The 22,798-nt window shown below is 39.1% G+C and carries 22 protein-coding genes; 6 read left to right on the forward strand and 16 right to left on the reverse strand.

Annotation, left to right across the window (positions count from 1 at the left end; translation table 11 throughout):
* Nucleotides 1-708 precede the first annotated feature (708 nt).
* The 16 genes from AC6CH7_RS16290 to uvrB form a co-directional block, all read right to left on the reverse strand.
* Nucleotides 709-1,176, reverse strand: coding sequence for a CPBP family intramembrane glutamic endopeptidase (locus AC6CH7_RS16290; RefSeq protein WP_498263760.1), 468 nt, complete (start codon nt 1,174-1,176; stop codon nt 709-711).
* A 490-nt stretch (nt 1,177-1,666) separates the two neighbouring features.
* A complete protein-coding gene (gene rfbA, locus AC6CH7_RS16295; RefSeq protein ID WP_498263761.1) occupies nt 1,667-2,527 on the reverse strand; it encodes a glucose-1-phosphate thymidylyltransferase RfbA in 861 nt (286 codons plus the stop codon).
* 37 nt (nt 2,528-2,564) lie between these two features.
* Complete coding sequence (locus AC6CH7_RS16300) at nt 2,565-3,143, reverse strand: DUF3109 family protein (RefSeq protein ID WP_172662096.1); 579 nt, start codon at nt 3,141-3,143, stop codon at nt 2,565-2,567.
* Between the two features lie 6 nt (nt 3,144-3,149).
* Nucleotides 3,150-3,926 (reverse strand): DUF3108 domain-containing protein, encoded by a 777-nt coding sequence (locus AC6CH7_RS16305; RefSeq protein ID WP_498263762.1) that lies wholly within the window; start codon nt 3,924-3,926, stop codon nt 3,150-3,152.
* Between the two features lie 30 nt (nt 3,927-3,956).
* On the reverse strand, nt 3,957-4,472 hold the full coding sequence (locus AC6CH7_RS16310; protein WP_498263763.1) for a DUF2480 family protein: 516 nt from the start codon (nt 4,470-4,472) through the stop codon (nt 3,957-3,959).
* 63 nt (nt 4,473-4,535) lie between these two features.
* A complete protein-coding gene (locus AC6CH7_RS16315; RefSeq protein WP_498263764.1) occupies nt 4,536-6,632 on the reverse strand; it encodes a peptidylprolyl isomerase in 2,097 nt (698 codons plus the stop codon).
* A gap of 127 nt (nt 6,633-6,759) precedes the next feature.
* Nucleotides 6,760-7,332, reverse strand: coding sequence for a hypothetical protein (locus AC6CH7_RS16320; RefSeq protein ID WP_498263765.1), 573 nt, complete (start codon nt 7,330-7,332; stop codon nt 6,760-6,762).
* Nucleotides 7,332-8,642 carry a BamG family beta-barrel-assembly machinery protein gene (gene bamG, locus AC6CH7_RS16325; protein ID WP_498263766.1) on the reverse strand — a complete coding sequence of 437 codons (1,311 nt, stop codon included), beginning with the start codon at nt 8,640-8,642 and terminating at the stop codon, nt 7,332-7,334. The genes AC6CH7_RS16320 and bamG overlap by 1 nt, the downstream gene beginning before the upstream one ends.
* Entirely contained in the window at nt 8,605-9,360 is a 756-nt protein-coding gene (locus tag AC6CH7_RS16330) for a type III pantothenate kinase (protein ID WP_498263767.1), read from the reverse strand. Before AC6CH7_RS16330 ends, bamG begins: the two co-directional genes overlap by 38 nt.
* A gap of 80 nt (nt 9,361-9,440) precedes the next feature.
* Complete coding sequence (locus tag AC6CH7_RS16335; protein ID WP_498263768.1) at nt 9,441-10,421, reverse strand: DUF6427 family protein; 981 nt, start codon at nt 10,419-10,421, stop codon at nt 9,441-9,443.
* A 29-nt stretch (nt 10,422-10,450) separates the two neighbouring features.
* The gene (locus tag AC6CH7_RS16340) at nt 10,451-11,437 is read right to left on the reverse strand and encodes a glycosyltransferase family protein (protein WP_498263769.1); all 987 of its coding nucleotides are present in this window, start codon (nt 11,435-11,437) and stop codon (nt 10,451-10,453) included.
* A 29-nt stretch (nt 11,438-11,466) separates the two neighbouring features.
* On the reverse strand, nt 11,467-12,318 hold the full coding sequence (locus AC6CH7_RS16345) for a UDP-2,3-diacylglucosamine diphosphatase (RefSeq protein WP_498264039.1): 852 nt from the start codon (nt 12,316-12,318) through the stop codon (nt 11,467-11,469).
* Nucleotides 12,319-12,598: 280 nt separating this feature from the next.
* Complete coding sequence (locus tag AC6CH7_RS16350) at nt 12,599-15,082, reverse strand: hypothetical protein (RefSeq protein WP_498263770.1); 2,484 nt, start codon at nt 15,080-15,082, stop codon at nt 12,599-12,601.
* Between the two features lie 84 nt (nt 15,083-15,166).
* Nucleotides 15,167-15,427, reverse strand: a complete 261-nt coding sequence (locus AC6CH7_RS16355) for a DUF4834 family protein (RefSeq protein WP_498263771.1) — start codon at nt 15,425-15,427, stop codon at nt 15,167-15,169.
* Nucleotides 15,428-15,594: 167 nt separating this feature from the next.
* Nucleotides 15,595-15,795 (reverse strand): YwbE family protein, encoded by a 201-nt coding sequence (locus tag AC6CH7_RS16360; RefSeq protein ID WP_048903438.1) that lies wholly within the window; start codon nt 15,793-15,795, stop codon nt 15,595-15,597.
* The gene (gene uvrB, locus AC6CH7_RS16365) at nt 15,795-17,831 is read right to left on the reverse strand and encodes an excinuclease ABC subunit UvrB (protein ID WP_498263772.1); all 2,037 of its coding nucleotides are present in this window, start codon (nt 17,829-17,831) and stop codon (nt 15,795-15,797) included. The genes AC6CH7_RS16360 and uvrB overlap by 1 nt, the downstream gene beginning before the upstream one ends.
* 173 nt (nt 17,832-18,004) lie before the next feature.
* Between uvrB and upp the strand changes: the two genes are divergently transcribed.
* The 6 genes from upp to AC6CH7_RS16395 all read left to right on the forward strand — a co-directional run bounded on the left by upp (nt 18,005) and on the right by AC6CH7_RS16395 (nt 22,796).
* A complete protein-coding gene (gene upp / locus AC6CH7_RS16370; RefSeq protein ID WP_498263773.1) occupies nt 18,005-18,649 on the forward strand; it encodes a uracil phosphoribosyltransferase in 645 nt (214 codons plus the stop codon).
* Between the two features lie 12 nt (nt 18,650-18,661).
* Nucleotides 18,662-19,351: a YjjG family noncanonical pyrimidine nucleotidase gene (locus tag AC6CH7_RS16375; RefSeq protein WP_498263774.1), complete on the forward strand. Its 690-nt coding sequence runs from the start codon at nt 18,662-18,664 to the stop codon at nt 19,349-19,351.
* A gap of 80 nt (nt 19,352-19,431) precedes the next feature.
* Nucleotides 19,432-19,821, forward strand: coding sequence for a hypothetical protein (locus AC6CH7_RS16380; protein ID WP_498263775.1), 390 nt, complete (start codon nt 19,432-19,434; stop codon nt 19,819-19,821).
* Between the two features lie 24 nt (nt 19,822-19,845).
* Nucleotides 19,846-21,186: a flippase gene (locus AC6CH7_RS16385; RefSeq protein WP_498264040.1), complete on the forward strand. Its 1,341-nt coding sequence runs from the start codon at nt 19,846-19,848 to the stop codon at nt 21,184-21,186.
* 82 nt (nt 21,187-21,268) lie between these two features.
* Complete coding sequence (locus tag AC6CH7_RS16390) at nt 21,269-21,892, forward strand: class I SAM-dependent methyltransferase (protein WP_498263776.1); 624 nt, start codon at nt 21,269-21,271, stop codon at nt 21,890-21,892.
* A gap of 4 nt (nt 21,893-21,896) precedes the next feature.
* A complete protein-coding gene (locus tag AC6CH7_RS16395; RefSeq protein WP_498263777.1) occupies nt 21,897-22,796 on the forward strand; it encodes a glycosyltransferase family protein in 900 nt (299 codons plus the stop codon).
* Nucleotides 22,797-22,798 lie beyond the last annotated feature (2 nt).

The raw sequence follows: 22,798 nt of genomic DNA on the forward strand, positions 1-22,798 counted from the left end.
GCAAATGTAGCTATATTATATACTACCTCATTTTGAAAACAATATATAACCAATGGTCGAACGTTGGTTTCGACTCTGTTACGTGCCCTTCGTTTTGAGAATCATGTACAACTCCTTTCTGATGGGACGATGTTTCTGTAGGTTCTGTCTTCAAATTTAAAAGCATGACACCTAGGGTCAGGCCTCCTGGCAGAGAATTGATAAGTTTATATATTTTACTATGAGGCTGCTTGTACAGCCATAGGGTGAGACAAAATGTACTCACTAAGTTCCTAGCAGTATTTGGTAGTGCCATTTGCCTGCTCCATCGCGAACATACCATGCCGGGGTAGCTTATTTCAAATCCTCTTGAATATATTAGATCTGGAAAAAATTAGCATCAGAGGTTGCTTGTACAGCCATAGGGTGGGGCAAAATGTACTCACTAAGTCTAAAAGATAATACAACCACCATGGGCTCTATTGTATTCTTGAAAGTTAGACTGCCGGGGTGCCAGATTCAATTTAATATCATTTCAAATTAGAATGATTGTTTCAATAGAAACTTTTGAGGCTGCTTGTACAGTAGAGTGAGATATCATGTACTCACTAAGGCTATTCAGACAATACAATCGATGGGCTCGCTTGTGTGCTACTGCCAACGGAAATGCCGGGACATTTATCGGTTCTTCCCCACTCATATCTTTGAAATCAATAAGAGTGTAAAGGGTCACTGGTTATTGATCAAGAATGCTATAAGATTACAAAGGAAATGGGTGCCTGAGGTTATTAGGAACGCCCTGTAACTTGAACCTGATAGGTAGTATAAATAGGAGAATAATGTCCCTGCAAAGAAACCATTAATCATGTAGATGATATTGTAATTGTGTGATAAGGCAAATACAATACCGGATAAAATAATGATAATCCATATTGAAACTCTTTTTTCCAGTATGTAAAATGGTAGGGATTGAAATATTATGGTTTCAAACAATGGAGCAAATACAAGAATAATAAGCATCTCTTCAATTGGATTATCAAACTTAATGAAGTTTGATAGGATGTCCTTATTCAAAACAACACTGGAAAGAAAACTAAAGACAAAAGAAAGAACCAGGTTGCTTATGACAAAAAATGTCATAAGCTTATAACCTGGTGAATTTTTAAGAAATGAATTGAGATTTTCTAGTTTTTTCATCTATCTATATTCACCCGGTCTGATCGGGTGAGTTGCATTATACTTGAAAAATTCAACGACTCCTCGCCCAAACATCGATGTATAATATGCAACGTCATATGCGAAGCTTGTATCATTGCTAGGTGCGGAGCTCCCACCATCTGTTAAAACCAATTCATCAACAGACATTTCTTCCAGGTGTAGCTAAATTAAAGCTCTTCATTTTTTTAGATTTTTGAGTTTACGAAATTGTTCTTTAGGTTTGGATTATTTGTATTCAACGGCATTCCAACCATCGCTTAGACCTTTTTTAGGTCAGACCAGTTTTCGGAAACCCAAATTCCAATACCTAGCAAACCCCACTTTTTTAAAGGCTTTAGACTGCCACCATCGATTTGAGTCATTTCTCCAATTTGTAACTCCCCAATGCCAAAGCTTTCGAACGCTATTTTTTTTTCATAAATAGTTGTTCAATAGCAAGTTATAAAAACCATTGCCTACTAAAAGGTGGCTATCTTAAAATCTTCAACAGATAAGAGCCGTACCCACTTTTCACTAAAGGTTCTGCTACTTTTCTTAATTGCTCTTTATCAATGAAGCCCATTCTATAGGCAACCTCTTCGATACATCCGATTTTCAATCCCTGACGCTCTTCGATCACCTGTACAAATTGTCCGGCTTGCATTAAAGAAGCAAAAGTACCTGTATCTAACCAGGCGGTACCCCTGCTCAATACACCAACCTTTAGCTTGCCCTTTTCCAGGTAAACCTTGTTTACATCTGTAATTTCGTATTCCCCTCTTGGTGAAGGTTTGATGTTCCTAGCAATTTCCACGACAGAATTGTCATAGAAATACAAACCTGGAACTGCATAATCTGATTTAGGTTGAGCCGGTTTCTCTTCGATTGAAATCGCTTTGTTTTGATCATCAAACTCGACAACACCATAACGTTCAGGATCTGAAACCCTGTAAGCAAATACAACACCACCATCAGGGTCTGCACTTGACTGTAATAATTTAGCCATTCCATCGCCATAGAAGATATTATCTCCGAGGACTAAAGCAACCTTATCATTTCCAATAAAGTCAGCTCCAATGACGAATGCCTGTGCAAGGCCATTGGGTTGCTCTTGTATGGCATAAGAAAACTTACAGCCAAGGGAACTTCCGTCGCCAAGAAGTTTTTCGAAATTAGGAAGATCGTGAGGTGTGGAGATGATAAGAATTTCTTTGATTCCGGCCAGCATCAATATAGACAATGGGTAATAGATCATCGGTTTATCATAAACCGGCATCATTTGTTTACTCATTACCAGGGTTAAAGGATGCAACCTTGTGCCACTTCCCCCTGCTAAAATTATTCCTTTCAAGTTATAGCGTTTGTTTGTTTAAAAATCTATTAAGGTGTTAACTATTTACGTCTTTATCCGAAGATACATTATCTTCCAGCTCTTTAAACCATTCCGCGCCATATTTCCTGGTAAGTGGTCCTTTTAAAAACTGATAAACCGGTACCTTTAGCTCTCTTCCAAATGAACATGCATCATGGCAGATGTGCCACCTGTCGTAATTTAACACTTCAAATTCGGGGTATTGGGTTACCCTGATCGGGTATAAATGGCAAGAGATCGGTTTTTGCCAATCAATTATTCCCTGCTCATATGCCTTCTCAATTCCACACTTGGTAATTCCGTTCTCGAAGGTAACATAAGCACACTCTTTGTGCCCATCTACGCATGGTGTAGTTAAATCGCCATCAGCATCAACTACAGATGTTCCCTGCTCTTCAATTGCGGCGATTCCTTTAGGTTCAAGCAAATGCTGAATCTTTGGATAAATTTCTTTAAGTATTGCTGTTTCTGCTACATCCAAAGGTGCGCCAGCATCACCCTCTACACAACAAATACCCTTACATTTGTTGAGGTTACACACAAAGTTTTCCCTGATCAGGTCTTCGTGCACGAGGGTATTTTGTACTTCTATCATCTTCTTCTATTTTACTATAGCCAAAGGATACCTTAATCCATCGGCAGATTTAATTTCCATTATTACTGATCCTACCAGAATCTCTACCTGAGCCTTTACAGGCACCCTGTTGCCATCATCGGTAATCCACAAGTACAATTTACTGTCTTTACGGAAAATCCTTCCTGGCTTTATTGAAGGGCTAAATTTCAGACAGCTTATTTTCCCAAGCTTAGTCTTTATAACTTCCTTACCTAAATATTGTATTTGGAGCTGACTGATCTCATCGCTCAGAAAATAGTTTAGTTTAACGAACTCACCTGATTTCATTTTAGAGACATCAAGGCTTCTGGCAAAATAGTAAGAAGAAACCAGGTCGAATGTCTGATTGCTAGGGGCAATAAAAGTACCCTTTGTAGCCACCACTCTCCTTTCCTCCTGATTAAATCTGGCTTTGTCTTGTCGCCTGTAACTTCCTTCTCTAATATTCTCCTGAAAGAAATAGGGTTTTAAGTTAACCTTATCTATGTAGGAATCGTAATGATCTCTGATCTTGTAAAATATATCAAAGGTTCCCGAGGTTACCCCATCAACACTTAATTTATAAGTAGGATTACCATCAAATTTAAGGTCAGAATTAAGCACTTTTAATGTCCCTTCTGCGGCTGTGATAAAACCATATTTCAATTTATAGGTTAAAACCTCTCCGGGTTGAAACACTGGTTCCTTTACAAAAGGCAACTCTTGTGCAGTAGCCCTAAAGCTTAGGAATGCAACAACAATAAACAATAGTGATTTTCTCATACCTAAGCTAAAACAAAAAACAATCCAAAATTAATCCTTTCGCTTATATATGGGCACAGTAGAGCATGGCTCTCCATACATAATGCTTTTTACAACAGGCGTTAGCAGATTAGTAATCTCTACATAAGCCGAAACAGGCAGATCAATATCTGCACAGCCTTTTACTACCACACGTTCGCCGGCAAAAGCATTAAGATCGATCTTTGCAAGCGCTTTAGTAAACAACACAGCCTCTAATGTTTCAAGGCTACCAAATACAATCTCATTTGCATATGGCTTCATTTTATTGGCCAATAGCATGTAAGCCCAGGTTGGCACTATCGCATCAGCACTGCAGGTGATTGCTACATTTTTACCAGTATATGCTGTCCAGTCGTGCGTTTTTATAAACTCTCTGAAATCTTTCTCTCTTAACATTAGTCCGTGAAAAAGATTATCCTTAATATCATAAACGACTCTTTCTCCCTGATTAAGATAATCTTCAAGGCTAAACGTAATTAAACCGCTGGCCGCTACTTTATTGACAAAATTTTCTTGAATCTCCATCGCTCTAAAATAAAAAAACCGGAAGTAGAAATACTTCCGGTTACAAAATTACGTAAAATAAGATTAATAGAATTTCACCCTATTGTCTTTTATCTCGCTTTTATCTTGTAATGCCTGAAATGCCGCACCCAATGAGCGCTGAGCAGTAGCCTGCATCATTATTTCTTTTTGTTTATAAGTATTTGCCAGTGGCGCAGGATTAGTAAATCCATCTACCGAGAATGCATAAACACCACGCTCGCCATCAATTGCTTTAGAAAGCTTACCTGGTTGAGATCCAAATACAGCTCCAACCACTTTATTTTCCTGACCGCCGCCCGGGATAATAGGATTAGAGAATACAATGTTTTGAACAGGTGTTGCTGGTTTAGCCAGTTTTTGGGCTACCTGATCAATGTTAGCAGCACCTTGTAAGGCTTTGTCGACTTTTTCTTTAAGCATTTTAGCCTTAACTAGATTACGAACTATAGGCTCAATATCTTTTTTAACAGCTTCTAATGGCAAAGTTCCTTTTGGTCTGATATCAGTAACACGCGCTACCACAAATGAATTATCCATTTGATATACCTGATCTAATACATCTCCTTTTTCAGCATCATAGGCATCACGAATTAACTGACGTGGATTATCTAAGCCTGGAGCGAAACCTTGTGTTGGTGTAATTTTATCAGCTACGCCTACAGTATAACCTTTTTTCTGAGCAAGCTCAGAGAAACTGCCACCTTTAACTTCACTTAAGAAGTTACTTGCTTTTTTATAGGCAGCATCTTTAGTTTTATTACTTGCCGATAAGCTCTTCTCAATGTAAGCCAACTTAGCCACTTTTGAAGAACCAATTTGCTTCTCAATTTTAATTAAGTGTACACCGAACTGTGAGGTTACCACTTTAAGGTCGCCAACGCTTCCGTTAAATGCGGCGTTCTCAAATTCAGGGACCATTTGGCCACGGGCGAAAGTACCAAGATCTCCACCTTTATCTTTAGATCCATCTTCGCTGTACTGAGCTGCTAAAGTAGCAAAGCTTGCGCCTTTTTGAATCAGTCCTTTTAACGAATCAGCCATTTTTACAGCTTTATCTACACCACCAAGTTTGCTGGCATCAAGCAGGATATGACTTGCTTTAACTGAATCAGGAGAGAAACGGGTGTCAATAACTTTAACCAGTTTGTAAGAATTACCCGAGAATTTAGGTCCGAAGAAGCTTCCTGCAGGCAGGTTAAATACCACTGAATCTACAGCAGGATCTAATTTACCTTTATTGATATAAGTGTATGGAACTTTAACGTCTGAGTTAACCGCAGCAAAAAGAGAGTCGTTAGCAGCTGTTTTAAAGTCTACTGCAAGTTTCTCAATCTGAGATTTAACCGCTGCAGAATCTTCTTTAGTTGGGCTAACACTGAAAGACACATACTCAAATGCACGTGTTTCTGTAGGGTTTTCAAAACGTTGTTTGTTATCGTTATAATAAGCTGAATAATCAGCTTCTGCAATCTTTACGCTTGCATCAGGAATAGATGCATATTCAAGACCAACATATTTAAAGTTAGCCAGTTTGTTACGGCCTATATATTCATCATTAGCTTCTAATGAAGTTACATAAACGGCGTTGCTGATCAGCTTAACATATTTCTGTTGTAATGCTTGTCTTTCTATTTCAGCTTCAACAGCCTGCAGCTGTTTTGCCATATTAGGGTCTTTGTAACCTTCTTTAAAGGTTCTGATCACCTGAGCTCTATCAACCTGACCAGTTTGAGGGTTTCCAAAATATTGTACAATTATTGGGCTTGGATTGTCGCCTTTAATAAGGTCAGCCAATTCATCAGAAGAAACGTTTATGCCTAGACGACTATACTCTTTTCCTAAAAGCACTCTTGCTACTTCACCTTGCCACACGTTATCAACCGCCATAGCCTGCATCTGGGCATTACCTGAACCACCATATTGTTGTTTGAACTGAGCAAGGCTTTGATCAACCTTAGCACCAAACTCATCTATGTTTATTTCCTCACCATCAACAGACCCCACAACTTTTTGAGAAGCAGCCCAGAAAGGCTTACCTACGTTAATTGCATCACCAACCAAAAATGCAACAATTGCAAAACCGATGGCTCCTATCAGAATATAGCCTGCGCGATTCCGCAAAAATGTCATTAAACCCATAATATTCTTATTTATAATTTTTTTTAAGAGGGCGCAAGATACAACTTTTGCTAAAAAAAGAAAATATTAAATTGTATTTGAATAAGTATTTAAAAATTAGGGAAATAAGCCCCTTAAATAATTATGCTTATTCTCCGAAATTATCCGGCACATAGGTCTCGCCCGATCCGTTTTTCCAGTTGATAAAATTGAAATCTTCAGTAGCAGTAAAGTCGACCGCATTAAGCACTGTACCGTCTGGTTTTGTGACTACTCCTTTCGGAGATAAAAACAATTTCTTGTTTTGGTCCCAAACCAATTCTTCGGTATTAAAGGTCATGTTTTCATTAACAACAACAACGTTTCTCCTGAAGATGGTTAACTTCTCGGTATCTTTCATAATCGCATAGTCTGAGGTAATAGACCCTTTGATCTTAGTTGTGATTTCGTCGATGAAGTTGATTTTTACACCCTTTGGCATTTCCTGATAAACCGCACCATTGGCGGGGGTAACTTTATCCAGAATAGGTGCAAACCCTTGTGCCTTAACTTTAGCAGAGTCACTATAAATAATGTCTACACCTGTAGTACGGTCCCTGTTTAAAGCAATCTTTTCAGATAGCTTTGCAGCTTTCTTCAGGTCGTCTTCCCCACAGGAGCTTAAACAAATTTGCAGCAGACAAAGTATAACACTTCCATATATTATACCCCGGGCTTTCATTAGTCGAATTTATATCTTCTGAACCAGGTATCGTTAAGTGTAAATCCTAGATGGAAATTAATATAATTCTCCTGGATAAGTCCATTAGTTAATGAGCCTCTTTTTCCTACTTCAGTAGTGAAGTTTAGCTTATAAAAAGAGCTTCTGCTAAGGGCTAAAGGAAGCCCGACGCCAAAGGTGACTGCCATTTGCTTCACGTCCTGATTATTTAGCTGGATATAAGTCTTATCATACTGGAATCCCACACGATAATCTACATGCTTAAAATATCCTGAAACTGCAGTTGCATCCGGCGTGATTTGTCCACCTGCCGAGAAGCCCCAGCTATCCTGTAATCCCTGATTAACACCATCCATGCTCAATTTAGACCACTGACCCATTCTATAATCGGCGCCAATCATCCATTTGTTATCTCTTTGAATAGAGATCCCGAAATTGTGCATTAAAGGAAGTTTCATTTTAGCTGAGCTGTTTTCAACTATTTTAACAGTATCAACTTGTGGCAACTCATTACCTTCATTATCCCTTTGATATAAGGTGGTTAAGAAAGTCTTTTTGTAATTAACTGACGAAGAAGAAGATCCCGAATAACCTAAAGTAATGCGTTTTCTTGTTCCCAATGGAATTTCATATTGTGCTCCGTAAGAAAAACCAATTCCACCAACGCTGTTCTTTTTAATGTTGCGGCTATTACGGGCAACCTGATTAACTGGTTCTAAAGAGGCGCTTTCCTGCAAATTTCCGAATATGTATTCAATGTTACCACCAATTCTGAAATGATCTCCAAATTGTTGTCCGTAACCAAAATATGCTTTTGTTAAGTTTCCTTCTCCTGAATAAAGGTAATTTACGCTGTTTGTATCCAGTTTATCACTAACGCTATATTCGTAACCAAGCTCTGTAAATGGTAACAACCCAAAACTCAATGCTGATTTTCCTGATATTACCGGAAAGGCTAGCGCCACGTGACTAAGTGTACCGTTAAAACTGCTTTCGGATTTTGAACCATCTTTTAGGGTAGTAAAAGCGCCGCTTAAACCCATATCAAGTGTGGTCATTGTGATTCCCGAATAAGAGGCCGGATTCTGCATATTGATGTTACTGAATCCGCTGGGTTTATAAACCCCTGTGGAAATACCACCCATTGCCTTAAACTGAGGAAGTAATGCTCCTTTTACGTTTCCAAGTCCAAATCTGGAGTATGGCGACTGTGTTGTAACCTGCGCATTAACAGAAATACTGGTAAGCAATAACAATACTGCCGCTATATAATTAATCTTTTTGTACATATTCAAAAGCAATGACTTCATTTAATCCTTTTAATACTAGGTATGGATCGTGTATAATTTGAGGCGCAAAGATGCTGTTTTTTAATTGTTTCAGCAAAAAAGCTGCATCTCCTCCTGTTATTAATACCGTCAGATCCTTATTTTCTTTATTTTTATGGGAAATAAATCCCTCAACTTCATTAATTACGCCTTGCAAAACGCCACTTTTAATAGCGGTTTGCGTGTCCTCACCCGCGGGTATGTCTGTTTCAGCGCTATCCCACGTTACCAGGGGCAATCTGCGTGTAAAATGATGTAATGCATCAAAGCGCATGTGTAAGCCTAAACTTATACTACCTCCAAAATAGGCATCATCGCTATCCAGCAAATCATATGTTATACAAGTTCCCGCGTCAATTATAAAACAATTTCTTTTGGGATAATAATAATGGGCTGCAATAATCTTTGCCCACCTGTCTAAACCCAGCGTAGAAAGTGTTTTATAGTGATTCTTTATTCCTGTGTTTATCCTTGTAGAAAACTCAATATAATTGGTGTTCTCCTTTAACACCCCAATGATATCTTCAAATTCAATGGCTACACTTGAAATGGTTGAATGACTAATCTTATACTGCTTAATTAAACTTATCAGCGCCTCAGCCGTTACTTGTTTCAGCGTTTGATATTCAACCAGCTTCCGGTTATTAAAAACAGCCAGTTTACTATTCGTGTTACCAATATCTATGACAAGATTATGCATTCAGGACAGCTACTCCAAACTTCATTGCACAAAGCTATTAATCTTTAGCAAGTTTCAACATTTCAAATTGTTAAAAAAAGTTAAACAAACAAAAAGTACTGAATGGCAAAAACAAGGATCAGAAACAGACTTTCATAAAACCATCTTTTTTGTGCGTTTGAGAAATAGTATGCCAATAAAACTGCTCCCGGAGGCACACCTAACAAGAAATGATATAACCTGAAATCGGGTTTGGTATAAAAACTGATAATGCTAATGATGAACATAAAGAACAGCATTTGAAATGCTTTTCTTGTGCTGATAAAACTTCTAAAAAAGTTCTCGCGTAGCTGCAAAGTGGCCAGAACGATCATCACCACCACCGGAACCAATACCAGGTAATCGTTATAATTGATCGTAAATACGGAAGGAAATTTATTAGTAAGCGGTAGCCAGATCTTGTAGAACATGGACAAATTATCATTCCAATAGTAGTAAACGCCTACAAAGAAAAATATGGTAAAAAAGCCAACCAGGCCCGAAATCCACTCTCGCCAGCTAAACGATCTGTACAACAATAATGTAAACCACAGCATCGCCAGCATGACAATAAACGGAAAATAAATAAGCGTTCCGATAGCGATGATCATCCCTACATCAAACATCGTCATGATTGCGTTTAGAGATTTCCCCATCTTCAGGAACTTATCCATTATCCATATCATGAGGAAATTACAAATCAAGGTAGGACTCAGAATGAGAAAAGGCATAAACAAGCTCGAAGCAGTAACATATAACAATGCCGGTAAATATCCCGGCTTACTTAACAAGCCATGGTTGTTGACCACCCTGTTAAACAGGATTGCCTGTACAAAAATGATTATCCCTGCAAAAAAAACATTGCCTGCAGGCGAGAAAGTATTTTGAAGCGGTATCTGTATAAAGAATTTAGTATACGGCTCTAAGAATTCGAACTGAAGCGATGGAGGTAGGTCAGCAAATATTGCCATGCGCATAAAAAATGTATATGCGAATAATATGAGCAGGTTTATAGGGTTTAAATTTCTAAATTGATTGATCATGCCTGTATATTACGGCAAAGTAAAGCAAATTATCTGGCAAACTGCTTCACAACTTTATCAATTACCGCAGCTGTTTCATCAGGGAAATAAAATTGGTGCTCCTGAGGATTGCTTACCCAGTTTTTAATAATCGGCAACCAGTTTTTATTACTTCCCCATATTACGGGCAACCCAAATTGCTTTAGTGCAAAGGCATTACATTGTTGTTCGTACTGAAATTTCATAGGCGCAACAAGCAACTTCTTCCCCATATGCAATGCTTCGGCCGGACCTTCAAATCCGCCACCTGTAAATAACCCCTCACAGCAGGCCAGGCTCTTATTGAACAATTCATTATTCACCGGTTGAACCACTACATTTTCATCCGTATAGGCCACTTTGGTATGTTTAGAGAAGATCTCCCATTTGATATGGGGAATTTGTTTTAAGATGGGGACAAGAAATTTATCGTCTATTGCGGGCAGGTAGACGGTATAATGGCCCAGATTTGAGACAATCATATTCCTGATTTCGGCACGAATTACCGGCGTATAAATGAAATCATCATATCTATCGAAATGAAAACCAACATAGTGAGATGCAGGGGCATAATATTTCATAACCAGCTGCGCCCAGTCTATACTTTTAGGCTTAGGAACTTTTTTAGATTGAAAGGAAGCCTGATGGCTAAGCCCAACGCTCTCTATCCGCTGGCGTTTACAAGCCCAGGCAGTTACCGGCTCAAAATCATTAAGAATCAGGTTGTATTGTTTTAGCGGTACGCTGCTCATGTCTTTAATAAAACGGGGAAGATTCATTTCCTTCCAGGTCTGGTAATGGTTTACACCACCTTTTTTACCGAAGATAAAGCTAAAGCCATGAAGCTGATACTTCACCTGCTGTGTTAATTTAACATCTGCCTGTGTTCCGCTAATTAAAAGATCAACATCTCCATATTGCTGCAGCAATGGCACAATTTCTCTAGCCCGGCTAATGTGTCCATTGCCGGTTCCCTGAATGGCGTAAAGTATCTTCATCCGCTCCGAATATCTGTAATTTTTACGCGCTAGGCAATTTCTAATTTAATCTTTTGTAATAAAGTATTAATATCCAATTTACTGTGAAGGTCTTCACTGTCGGACAAAACACCTTCTTCTGCTTCATCCTTCTCAAAGTCCTTTTGATCGTACTTAAAAATCTTCCAGCTTTTATCGTAGTATTCAAGTGCTGTTAAATTTTCAACCCAGTCACCACTATTCAGATAAGTTACTTCTCCATCCTCTGTGGTAATGGTACGCATTTCAGGTTGGTGAATGTGTCCACAGATCACATACTGGTAACCTTTCTCTATTGCAAGTTCTGCAGCGGTGTACTCAAACTTATTGATGAATTTAACCGCATCTTTAAACTTGGCTTTGATCTTTTTAGAGAAACTCATCTTCTCTCCTCCCATTGAAGTAAGGCACCAGTTTACAAAACTGTTTATTAAGATCAATGTATCATAACCTACTGCACCTAATTTGGCAAGCCATTTGGAATGCTGCATGGTTACGTCAAAAACATCACCATGGAAGAACCATGTCTTTTTTCCGTCAAGTTCCAGGATCAGTTTATTTTGAAGATGAAATGCACCTAAATGCATGTCGGCAAATTTTCTTAGCAGTTCATCATGATTTCCTGTTAAATAATACACAGGAACGCCCTCTACTACAAATTTCATTAATTTTCGAACGACCTTCATGTGGGTTTCCGGCCAGTATCTTTTACTAAACTGCCATACATCTATGATGTCGCCGTTCAACACCAGCATTTTAGGTTTAATGCTTTTAAGGTATTTTAACAATTCTTTAGCGTGACAACCATACGTTCCAAGATGAACGTCGGAAATTACGGCTATATCTACTTCTCGTTTAGATATCATCTTCCTCCATTGTTAATTCGTATGGGCTGAAAAAGAAAGCTACTATCGCAATTACACATACTATTAAAAACAATTCCAACATAGGACGTTAGTTTATTATACAAATTTGCAACATGTAGATTAACAAGGTGTTAAGAAAATATTATGATTAACCAGAGGACAATAAAAAAGAGAAGCATTATAAAAGGGATGTCGCATAAAGCAAAGGTTGACCAAAGCGTAAAAAAAGGCCGTTACTTTTAAAGTAACGGCCTGCATAAAAATTTATAAAAAGCTATTATTTTGCTGATTTTTTCTTTTTCTTATCGTCATAGAATGCAAATCCAAGACCAGCTACTAAAAGGATAGAGCCAGCCAGAGAGATCTTTTCGCCTAAATAATATGAAGTTGGTTCAAACTTGAATTCAACTTTATGATTACCTGCTTCAAGCTGTGCAGCACGAAGTACATAATCTGCTCTGAAGTATGGTTTCTGTACCCCATCTACATACATATTCCATCCTTTATCGTAATAAATCTCAGAGAACACAGCAATGATATCACGGGGAGCACTGTAAGAGTAAATCATATGATCAGGGCTATAGCTATCAAGCTTGATGGAAGCACTCGGATCTGCACCAACATTTTTAGAGCTGATCTGATCTTTATATCTGATATCAACAATAGCTTCTTTTTTAGGATCAAAGCTGCTAATTGCTTTCATTTCCTCATCCGCATCTTTAACAAACTGGACGTTCTGAACAATCCAAGCATTTCCGGCTGCTGTTGCGTTGTTTTTCATCTGGTAAGATCCATTTTTAGGATCCTGAGTGATGATATATTTAGTATTTAGCATATCCAGCACATCCTGGTTAACACTTTTGGTAAGCTGATTGTCTATCAGCTCCTGATATCTCTTCAGTTTTGCCGCATGATACCCACCAATGGTTTTGTGGAAAGCAGAAGTACTTGCATCAGAGAAAGTATTAATGGTTAAATCCATTACCCTAAAATCAGGATCCTTATCTGAAGAGATGAAAGTATCCACTTCACGTTGCTGGAAATGGTTATTCAAATCCGTTTTACTGGCAAAATTACTGTTATTCAAATAACGGCGATCTACCTGCCACATATCAATCATAATGGCGCATCCCAACAAGATAAAGGCAAGTTGTATGTTGATCTTTTTGGTGATAAGTGCCCATACCAAGGCGTATCCAACAGCAATAAACAGGAAGGAACGAATCGCATCAGCACGTGCAATATCCGCCCTATCGGCAATAAGTGCATTGGCGATAGATTGCGCTACACTGGCATTATTTTGAAGCATCTGTGTAAGTGCCTGCACCATTAACTGATGATTAGCTGTAGTGAAGCTAAACAGCGCCGTAGGCATGATGGCCACAATTAGTGCGAAACCACCAGTTATCCCACCTGCGATTGTTAGTTTTTTAACAAGGGTTTTTTGATCATAAGTGCCTTCCTGAGCTTCTTTAATTGCAAGAAAAGCTAAGACAGGGACCATTAAACCCACAAGAGCTAAAATAGACTCAACTGCTCTAAACTTATTATACAATGGGAAGTACTCGAAGAAAAGGTCAGAGATCAACGGAAAGTTCTTTCCGAATGACAGGAACATGAAGAGAATGGTTGTACCGAGTATCCACCATTTTAATCTGCTTCTTACGATTAGCAAACCAAATACAAACAGGAAGCAGACGATAGCACCAAAGTAGTAAGGGCCTGATGTTCCCGGTTTTTCACCCCAATACTGTTGCAAGCCGATTTGCCCTGCTAACTGGCCAATTGCCTGAGTAGGATCGCCCCCGGTTATCCCTTGCAAAGTTTTATACGTGTGGCTTTCGGGCTTTATCAATGCATCGATACTGGTTGCACCACCATAAAGATCCGGAATCAGGAAGGTAAAACTTTCGCCAATACCCTGACTCCAGCCATATGCGTATTCTTTTGATAAACCATTTTTCTCTTCTGCTGCATCGGTAGTTAAGTTAGATTTACCTCTGTTAGATTCTTTACCGTACTCGTAAGTAGTCCACAATTTACCTGTATTAACCATAAATGCAACCAGCATCCCGACCGCCAAAAAGCTTAGCGCCTTACCCAACTGGGCAAGTTTTTTAGCTTTTACAGCATGGTAAATTTCTATGCCAATAAATATCAGCAATGCGATCATCAGGTAATAGGTCATTTGAATGTGGTTTGACCTGATTTCTAACGCAAGGAATAAAGCAGTTAAACTTGCCCCTATCCAATATTTACCCCTGAGGGTTAAAATTACACTGGCAATTATGGGTGCACAAAATGCAATGGCAAGTGCTTTGTTGCTATGCCCTGCAGCAATAATGATAAAATTATACGATGTAAAGGCGAAAGCTATCGCCCCTGCCGCTGCCAGCCATGGATTGATGCGTAGCACAATAAATAAGAAATAAGCCCCAACAAGGTACAATAAAACCGAATCTACCGGATCAGGAAAAATAGTTTTTACCAGAGAGATCACATAGGTTGCTCCATTATACGGATGCTGAACCCAAATCTGGTATGCAGGCATACCGCCAAAAATCTGGTTAGTCCATAATGGACCTTTACCATCTTTTTCTTTGTAGTGCATTATTTCCGTGGCGGTTGCCTTAGCTCCCAAAACGTCTCCCTGGGCAGGTGCCTTACCTTGCAGGACAGGACTGAAGTAGACAAAACAGATGATTATAAAAAATCCAATAATGGCCAGGTGTATGCCATTTGCTTTTAACCAATTATTCATTAAGGTTTGTTTATGATTTAAACTAACCCCAAACTTAGATAAAAAATCCTTTTTAAAAAAAATAAAAAACCGGCAAAAAAACGGCTATTTTATCTCTTCGTAATCAACAAAATCGCCTAATTTATCTGAATTTCCCTTCTTTTCCCTAGGGGGTACATATTCGATTGAGATATCGCCTTCTGGCTTTGAATAGTGTTGATTGTTCGGCTGGCGAGACTGGTTTGCAGCTTGCTGCTGAACTTTACTAAACATACTTCTTAGTACTACAGGAAATATTAAGCGGAGGATGATCCGGATAATATATATGACCAGTACCGATATTAATATGAATTTTATAAGTCCCATTTCTTTATTTTAATATTTACAAATTTAAGTAAAACTGTTTAATTACAGCCTCACTTACCTCTTTGCAACCTTTGAAAAGAGGTTTATTGGTAAAATATAGACACCCTTGCGATATGAATATTACAAAGGCAATTAGATTATTGCAAAGCAATTACAATATACCTTATTTATTCTTCATCAACAATAGCGGCAACCCTGCCCACCTGCCCATCTTCCAACCGAACCTTAATTCCTCTGGAGTGATATGGTGCTGAGGTTAGTAAATTACTTACAATGCCTCTTGTTAAGGTTCCATTACGCTGATCTTTTTTCAATATGATATCCACTTCCAAACCCGGATATATGTCTTTTCTATTTTTTCCGTCCATTATTTACTAAATCTTTCTTCAAACATTTTTTCCATTGCAAACATCTCATCTCTCAATCTTGCGGCCAACAAGAAGTCCATCTCTTTTGCAGCCTTAGCCATGTCCTTACGTGTTTTATCTATCGACTTCTGCATTTCGGGCTTGGTCATATACTGAACAATCGGATCTGCAGCTATGCTCACTTCATCAACCTCTACATAAGCCTTTGCGCGGGCAGCATTGCCAGAGAAATCCAATACTGATGTTTGCTCAAGTATTGCTTCTCTGCTTTTGCCTACGGTTTTTGGAACAATATCATTTTCCAGATTATAGGCAATTTGCTTGTCTCTTCTTCTGTTGGTCTCCTCTATAGTTCTTGCCATAGAGTCCGTAATTTTATCGGCATACATGATTACCCTACCCCTATCATTACGCGCAGCCCTTCCAATTGTTTGAATTAAGGCACGATCAGAACGAAGAAAGCCTTCTTTGTCAGCATCCAGTATGGCTACAAAAGAAACTTCTGGCAAATCCAGCCCTTCCCTTAATAAGTTAATTCCTATCAGTACGTCGAACTCGCCTAATCTAAGTCCTCTTAAAATTTCTACACGCTCCAGCGTTTTTACTTCGGAGTGAATATAACGGACCTTGATGTTTAACCGGTCCATATACTTGGTCAATTCCTCGGCCATTCTTTTTGTAAGTGTAGTTACCAATACCCTATCGCCCATTTTAATGGTTTTGTCGATTTCATCAAGCAAATCATCAACCTGATTAATTGCCGGACGAACCTCAATCAAAGGATCTAACAAACCGGTGGGGCGAATGACCTGCTCCACATAAACCCCATCAGATTTTTGCAGTTCATAATCGGCAGGTGTAGCACTTACATAAATTGTTTGTGGTGCCAAACGCTCGAATTCATCAAAATTAAGCGGGCGGTTATCCAACGCCGAAGGTAAGCGGAAGCCATATTCTACGAGGGACATTTTGCGGGATCTGTCTCCGCCATACATTGCCCTGATCTGAGGCACAGTAACGTGGCTTTCATCAATCACCATCAAATAATCATCAGGAAAATAATCAAGCAAACAGAAAGGCCTCATTCCTGGCGAACGGCCATCGAAAAACCTTGAGTAATTTTCAATACCTGAGCAATAGCCCAGTTCTTTCATCATTTCGATATCAAAATTAACCCTTTCTTCGAGTCTTTTTGCTTCCAGCAATTGTCTGTCGTCAATCAACTGATTTTTGCGGATCTCTAGTTCTTCCTGGATACCCCAGATGGAGGAGTTGAACCTGTCCTTTGGCGTTACGAACAGATTGGCCGGATAAATAGCCATATCTTCCAGCTTTTCCAGTGTTTTTCCTGTTACTGGATCAATAGCGCTAAGTTCTTCAATATCGTCGCCAAAGAATGAAACACGATAAGCCGTATCCAGGTAAGCAGGAAAAATATCTACTGTATCACCCTTTACCCTAAACGTTCCTCTCTTAAAATCATTTGTGGTACGGGCGTATAAAATCTCGACCAGGCTATGTAAAAATGAATTGCGCGAGATTCTGGTTCCCACTGAAAAGCGAAACACGGATCTTGAAAAATCTTCAGGATTACCCATACCATAGATGCAGGAAATAGAAGAAACCACGATTACATCTCGGCGGCCAGACATGAGCGCTGAGGTGGTACGTAACCTTAATTTTTCTATTTCTTCATTTATACTAAGGTCTTTTTCTATATAGGTATTGGTACTGGGCATAAAAGCCTCAGGCTGGTAATAGTCATAATAAGACACAAAATAGTTCACGGCATTTTCTGGAAAGAATTGTTTAAACTCACCATAAAGCTGTGCTGCAAGCGTTTTATTGTGGCTTAGGATCAGCGTAGGTTTTTGCGTTTGCTGAATTACATTGGCAACAGTAAATGTTTTTCCTGAGCCGGTAACACCTAAAAGCGTTTGATAATGTTCATTTCCGTTAACACCTTCAACGAGCTGCTGAATGGCATTAGGTTGATCGCCTGTTGGTTTATAATCTGAAACAAGTTGAAATTTCATCCGTGTTTTTTATGATTTTTAATAGTAAGATGATGCCTGGCATAATTTTCAAATTTACGAAAAAAAGTACACATCAGCCATGCCACCGCTACGCTGGAGGTGGCAACTGTAACACCTTTAACTTAAAAGAGCAGCCAATTGTTTTAGAGGGCAATTTTGTTTAAATTTATGTGATGATATTCGAACTCAGCAAAATAAATTCACATGCCAATGTTTTCATCTCGGAACTTCGAAATGAAAACATCCAAAAAGATGCCATGCGTTTCCGCAAAAATATGGAACGTATAGGTGAATTTTTCGCCTATGAAATCAGCAAAACCCTTGAATATACAAAAACGGAAACACAAACCCCATTGGGCATTGCACCAAGCGTGCAGTTATTGGATCAGCCGGTTTTGGCTACCATTTTACGTGCGGGCCTCCCTTTACACCAGGGATTGCTGAATATTTTTGATCAAGCGAACGCTGCTTTTATTGCTGCCTACAGAAGAACCCACAAAAGCGGAAGTTTTGAAATACAGATGGAACATGTTTCCTCGCCGGATTTAACGGATAAAATAGTGATCATCGCCGACCCTATGCTGGCCACAGGACTAACAATGGTACTTTGCTGCAAGGAATTAATACGGAGATATCAACTCAAAGAATTACACATCGTTTCGGTAATTGCAAGTACCGAAGGGGTTAGGCATGTAAGGGCAAATTTACCCAAAGCGAAGTTATGGCTTGGCGCTATTGACGAAGAAATGACCAGTAAAGCGTATATTGTGCCCGGATTAGGCGATGCCGGAGATTTGGCATACGGGCTTAAGCAGTAAGGCGTTTTTACTATGATTAAACATATTTTTTTCGATTTAGACCATACCATTTGGGATTTTGACAGAAATGCTCAGGAAACTTTGCATCAACTTTATACACATTATGAGCTTCAGAAACTGGGATTAACATCCGCTGAAGATTTTATAACCACTTATACCGAAAACAACCATCTGCTTTGGGCGCAATATCATGTGGGCACTATCACCAAAGAAACTTTAAGATCAGAGCGATTTAAAAAGACTTTTATTCAGCTAGGGGTATCCCCTGAACTGGTGCCACAGCAGTTTGAAGAAGACTATGTGAACCTGACGCCAACAAGAACTAATTTGTTTGAAGGATCTGAAAAAGTATTGGCTTATCTTCAAAAAAAATACACCTTACATATCATTTCTAATGGTTTTAAGGAGAGTACATTAACCAAAATGGATCGTTCAGGTTTAAATCCGTACTTTAAAAATGTGATCATTTCTGAGGATGTTGGTGTTAATAAACCTGACAAAGCTATTTTTGAATATGCACTAGACAAGGCCAGCGCAGAAAAACATGAGTCTGTTATGATTGGGGACAGTGTTGAGGCAGACATTCGCGGTGCCCAGGCATATGGAATAAAGGCCATTTATTTTAATCCTTTAAATAAAGAAAAACCTGAAGATGTTCAGTGGCAAATTACGCATCTTGAAGAATTGATGTTACATTTTTAAAATGTTGCAGATCTTATGAGATTAGATTTAACAACAAAATTTCAAAATAATTACCCCTTTAATCCCTAAAAAAATATTCAATGAAAAAAATCCTTTACATCTGCTTTTTAGCATTCGGCTTTTCGGCTTGTCAGACCAGTCCTAAAGAAACTCAGAATATTGTTACCCCTACACCCAATGGTGTTCCATCCACACAAACTGCAGCCCCATCGGCTCCTGCTCAACAAAGTGCAGCTACCGGTGAAAGACCGGCAAACAATCCGGCACATGGTCAGCCTTTTCATGATTGCTCAATTCCTGTAGGTGCCCCGCTTAATGCAAAAAACACAACTGCTCCTGCCCTGCAGGCGCCCGTTGCTGCCCCTGCACAACAGCAAGTGCCAGCAACAGATAAGGAAGTAAAATTGAACCCCCCGCATGGACAACCTGGGCACGATTGTAAAATCTCGGTTGGTGCACCTTTAACCTAATAAAAACTAAGAGAGAGATTGAGCGTGAGGATCCCAAGCATTAAAGGTTTTGATCAGACGGCCCTGGAGAAATATGTGAAAAATACAGGCTGGCTAATGTTGGCCAGAGTAGGAAGCATGGCCATTAAAGTTGTGGTAGGCATTGCCGTAACAAATTATTTAGGGAAAGATCAAAACGGAATACTTAATTATCCTGTAGCTTTTGTAACCTTTTTTACTGCCGCCGCAGCCCTGGGGGTAGATGGTTTTATAACCAGAGAGCTATTGCGGAATCCAGAAAAGAAGAATGAACTGCTAGGAACCGGCTTTGCTATAAAGCTTATTGGAGGCCTTATTGTTCTTCCGCTGATTTACACAACATACGTTATAGTTAATAGCTATAACAAAATCGATACTCCATTGGTTTTTATTATGACCGTCGGTTTTACCGGTTTAATCCAGTCGCTCAATATTATTGATAGTTTCTTCCAATCCAGAACGCAAGGCAAGTACATCATGCGTGTACAAATAGCAGGAAACGTTCTTTCTGCTGCGATTAAACTTACGTTGATCATTATTGGCGCCAGTTTGAAATGGTTTGTTTTTGCGCTTTTATTAGATGCCGCATTGCTGGCTGCAGGTTACCTATTTATCTATCAGAACAATGGAGAATCAGTTTTCAGATGGACATTTAAGCGCGATATCGCTAAATTTCTGTTAAAAAACTCGTGGCCTCTGGCATTTTCAGCGATCCTTGTTTCTATTTACATGAACATTGATAAGCTGATGATTGAATATTATAAAGGTTCCGGGGAGCTAGGGATTTACGCCAATGCCGTTCAATTTGCCGAAGCATGGTATTTTATCCCCGTTGCTGTAGCCGCCTCAGTATTCCCCGCCATTATGAATGCCCGCAGGGACAACCTCCAGCGGTATGAAAAGAGGATGCAAAACCTGTACGATTTAATGGTTTGGATCAGCATGGTCCTGGCCATATTTATCACATTTTCCGCTCCGTATCTCTTCAGAATATTTAAACCCGAATTTTATAGTGGCGCGCATGTGTTGTCGATACACATCTGGGCGGGAATCTTTGTATTTTTGGGTACTGCAAGTACTCAGTTCTTAATTGCCGAGGGCTATACAAAACTATCTATGCTGCGTACCGCAATGGGTGCGGTGATCAACATTATATTAAACACTTTCTGGATTCCTAAATATGGAATAGCCGGGGCAGCAATGGCTACATTGGTTGCCTATGGCTGTTCAACATTTTGGATTTTACTTATCCCAAAAACAAGACATCATGGTATAATGATGCTTAAATCACTGCTGTTAATTACATTATACCAGAAATTAAAAGGTTCAGCAGATCAGCCAGGCTAGGCCCTACATAAATTTTAATATTAATATATTAGCGCCTTGCATTTAACGTTTTAACTTTACCATAAATCATAACATACTAAAGATGTCCTTAAGAAAGGTAATAAGAGAAATTGTATATAAGCCCAAGAACATGCTGGAGCTCATTCAGCTTAAGGCTAAAATAAAGAACAGCACCGGAAAACTCCAGATCATTATTGGGGCACATACCACTGATTATAAGGATTGGTTACCGACCAATATTGAGCACCTTAATTTGTTAGAGATTGCTTCGTTTGACAACTTATTTGGGGATAAAAAAGCAGACCGTTTTTTAGCCGAGCATGTTTTTGAGCACATCAGCTATGAGGATGCAATCGTTGCTTTAAAGAATTGCAATAAGTACCTTAAAAAAGGAGGAGTGGTTAGAATTGCGGTTCCAGATGGGCTTCACCCCAATCCCGATTACATAAATATGGTGAAACCAGGTGGACACGGGGAGGGCGCTCATGACCATAAATTACTATATGACTATAAAACCCTGTCTAAAGCATTCCAGGAATCAGGCTACCGTGTAAATCTTTTAGAGTATTACGACGAGAACGGTCAGTTTCATTTTAACCAGTGGGATAGTAAAGACGGGCATGTGATCAGATCTAAAAGGTACGATAAACGTTTTAATGAACCTCTGGGTTATTCGTCTTTAATTGTTGAAGGTATAAAAGATTAGATTTATGCAAACCTTTGCGCCCATAGCATTATTTGTTTACAATCGTCCTGAACATACTGCGCGAACACTTAAATTTTTACAACAGAATGAGCTGGCTACTGAAAGCAGGCTATTTGTGTTTTCTGATGGATTCAAATCGGAAACGGACGAAAAAAATGTGCTTGAGGTAAGGGAACTGCTTAAAAATATTGAGGGGTTTAAATCGATCGAGGTTGTAGAGCGCAAGGAAAACATGGGGCTTGCCAAATCAATTATCATTGGGGTAAGCAAACTCATAAAAGACTACAAGCAAGTAATTGTTTTTGAAGACGACCTGATCACTTCACCTTATACATTAACCTATTTTAATGAGGCATTAACCCGGTACCGCGAGGAAAGCAAAGTAATGCATATTGGCGCTTATATGTACAATTTAAAAGATGCTGGTTTACCCGAAACCTTCTTTTATCGTGCTGCTACAAGCTGGGGCTGGGCAACATGGGAAAGGGCATGGGAACATTTTGAACCCAACATAGACACATTGATGGCTAAGTTTGACAAATCCGCAAAAAGCGCTTTTTCTATCGAGCATACCATGAATTTCTGGAAACAGATGGAAGACTTTAAAAGCGGCAAGAACAATTCATGGGCAATAAGATGGTATGCTTCTATATTTTTAAAAGGCGGATTAACGCTTAACCCCTCACAATCGTTGGTAAACAACATCGGCCATGACGGATCAGGCATACATTCGGGGATTAACGATATTTACAATGTAATCATCAATCCCAAACCCATAACCCAGTTTCCTGATACGATAGCTGAAAGCCCTGCTGCATATGCTGCCATCAAGGGCTTCCTGAAAAACAGAAAAGGAACCTTATGGGATAGATTGAAACGCTACCTAGTACAACGGATTAAGTAAAA

This window comes from Pedobacter sp. GQ55, assembly GCF_059758925.1.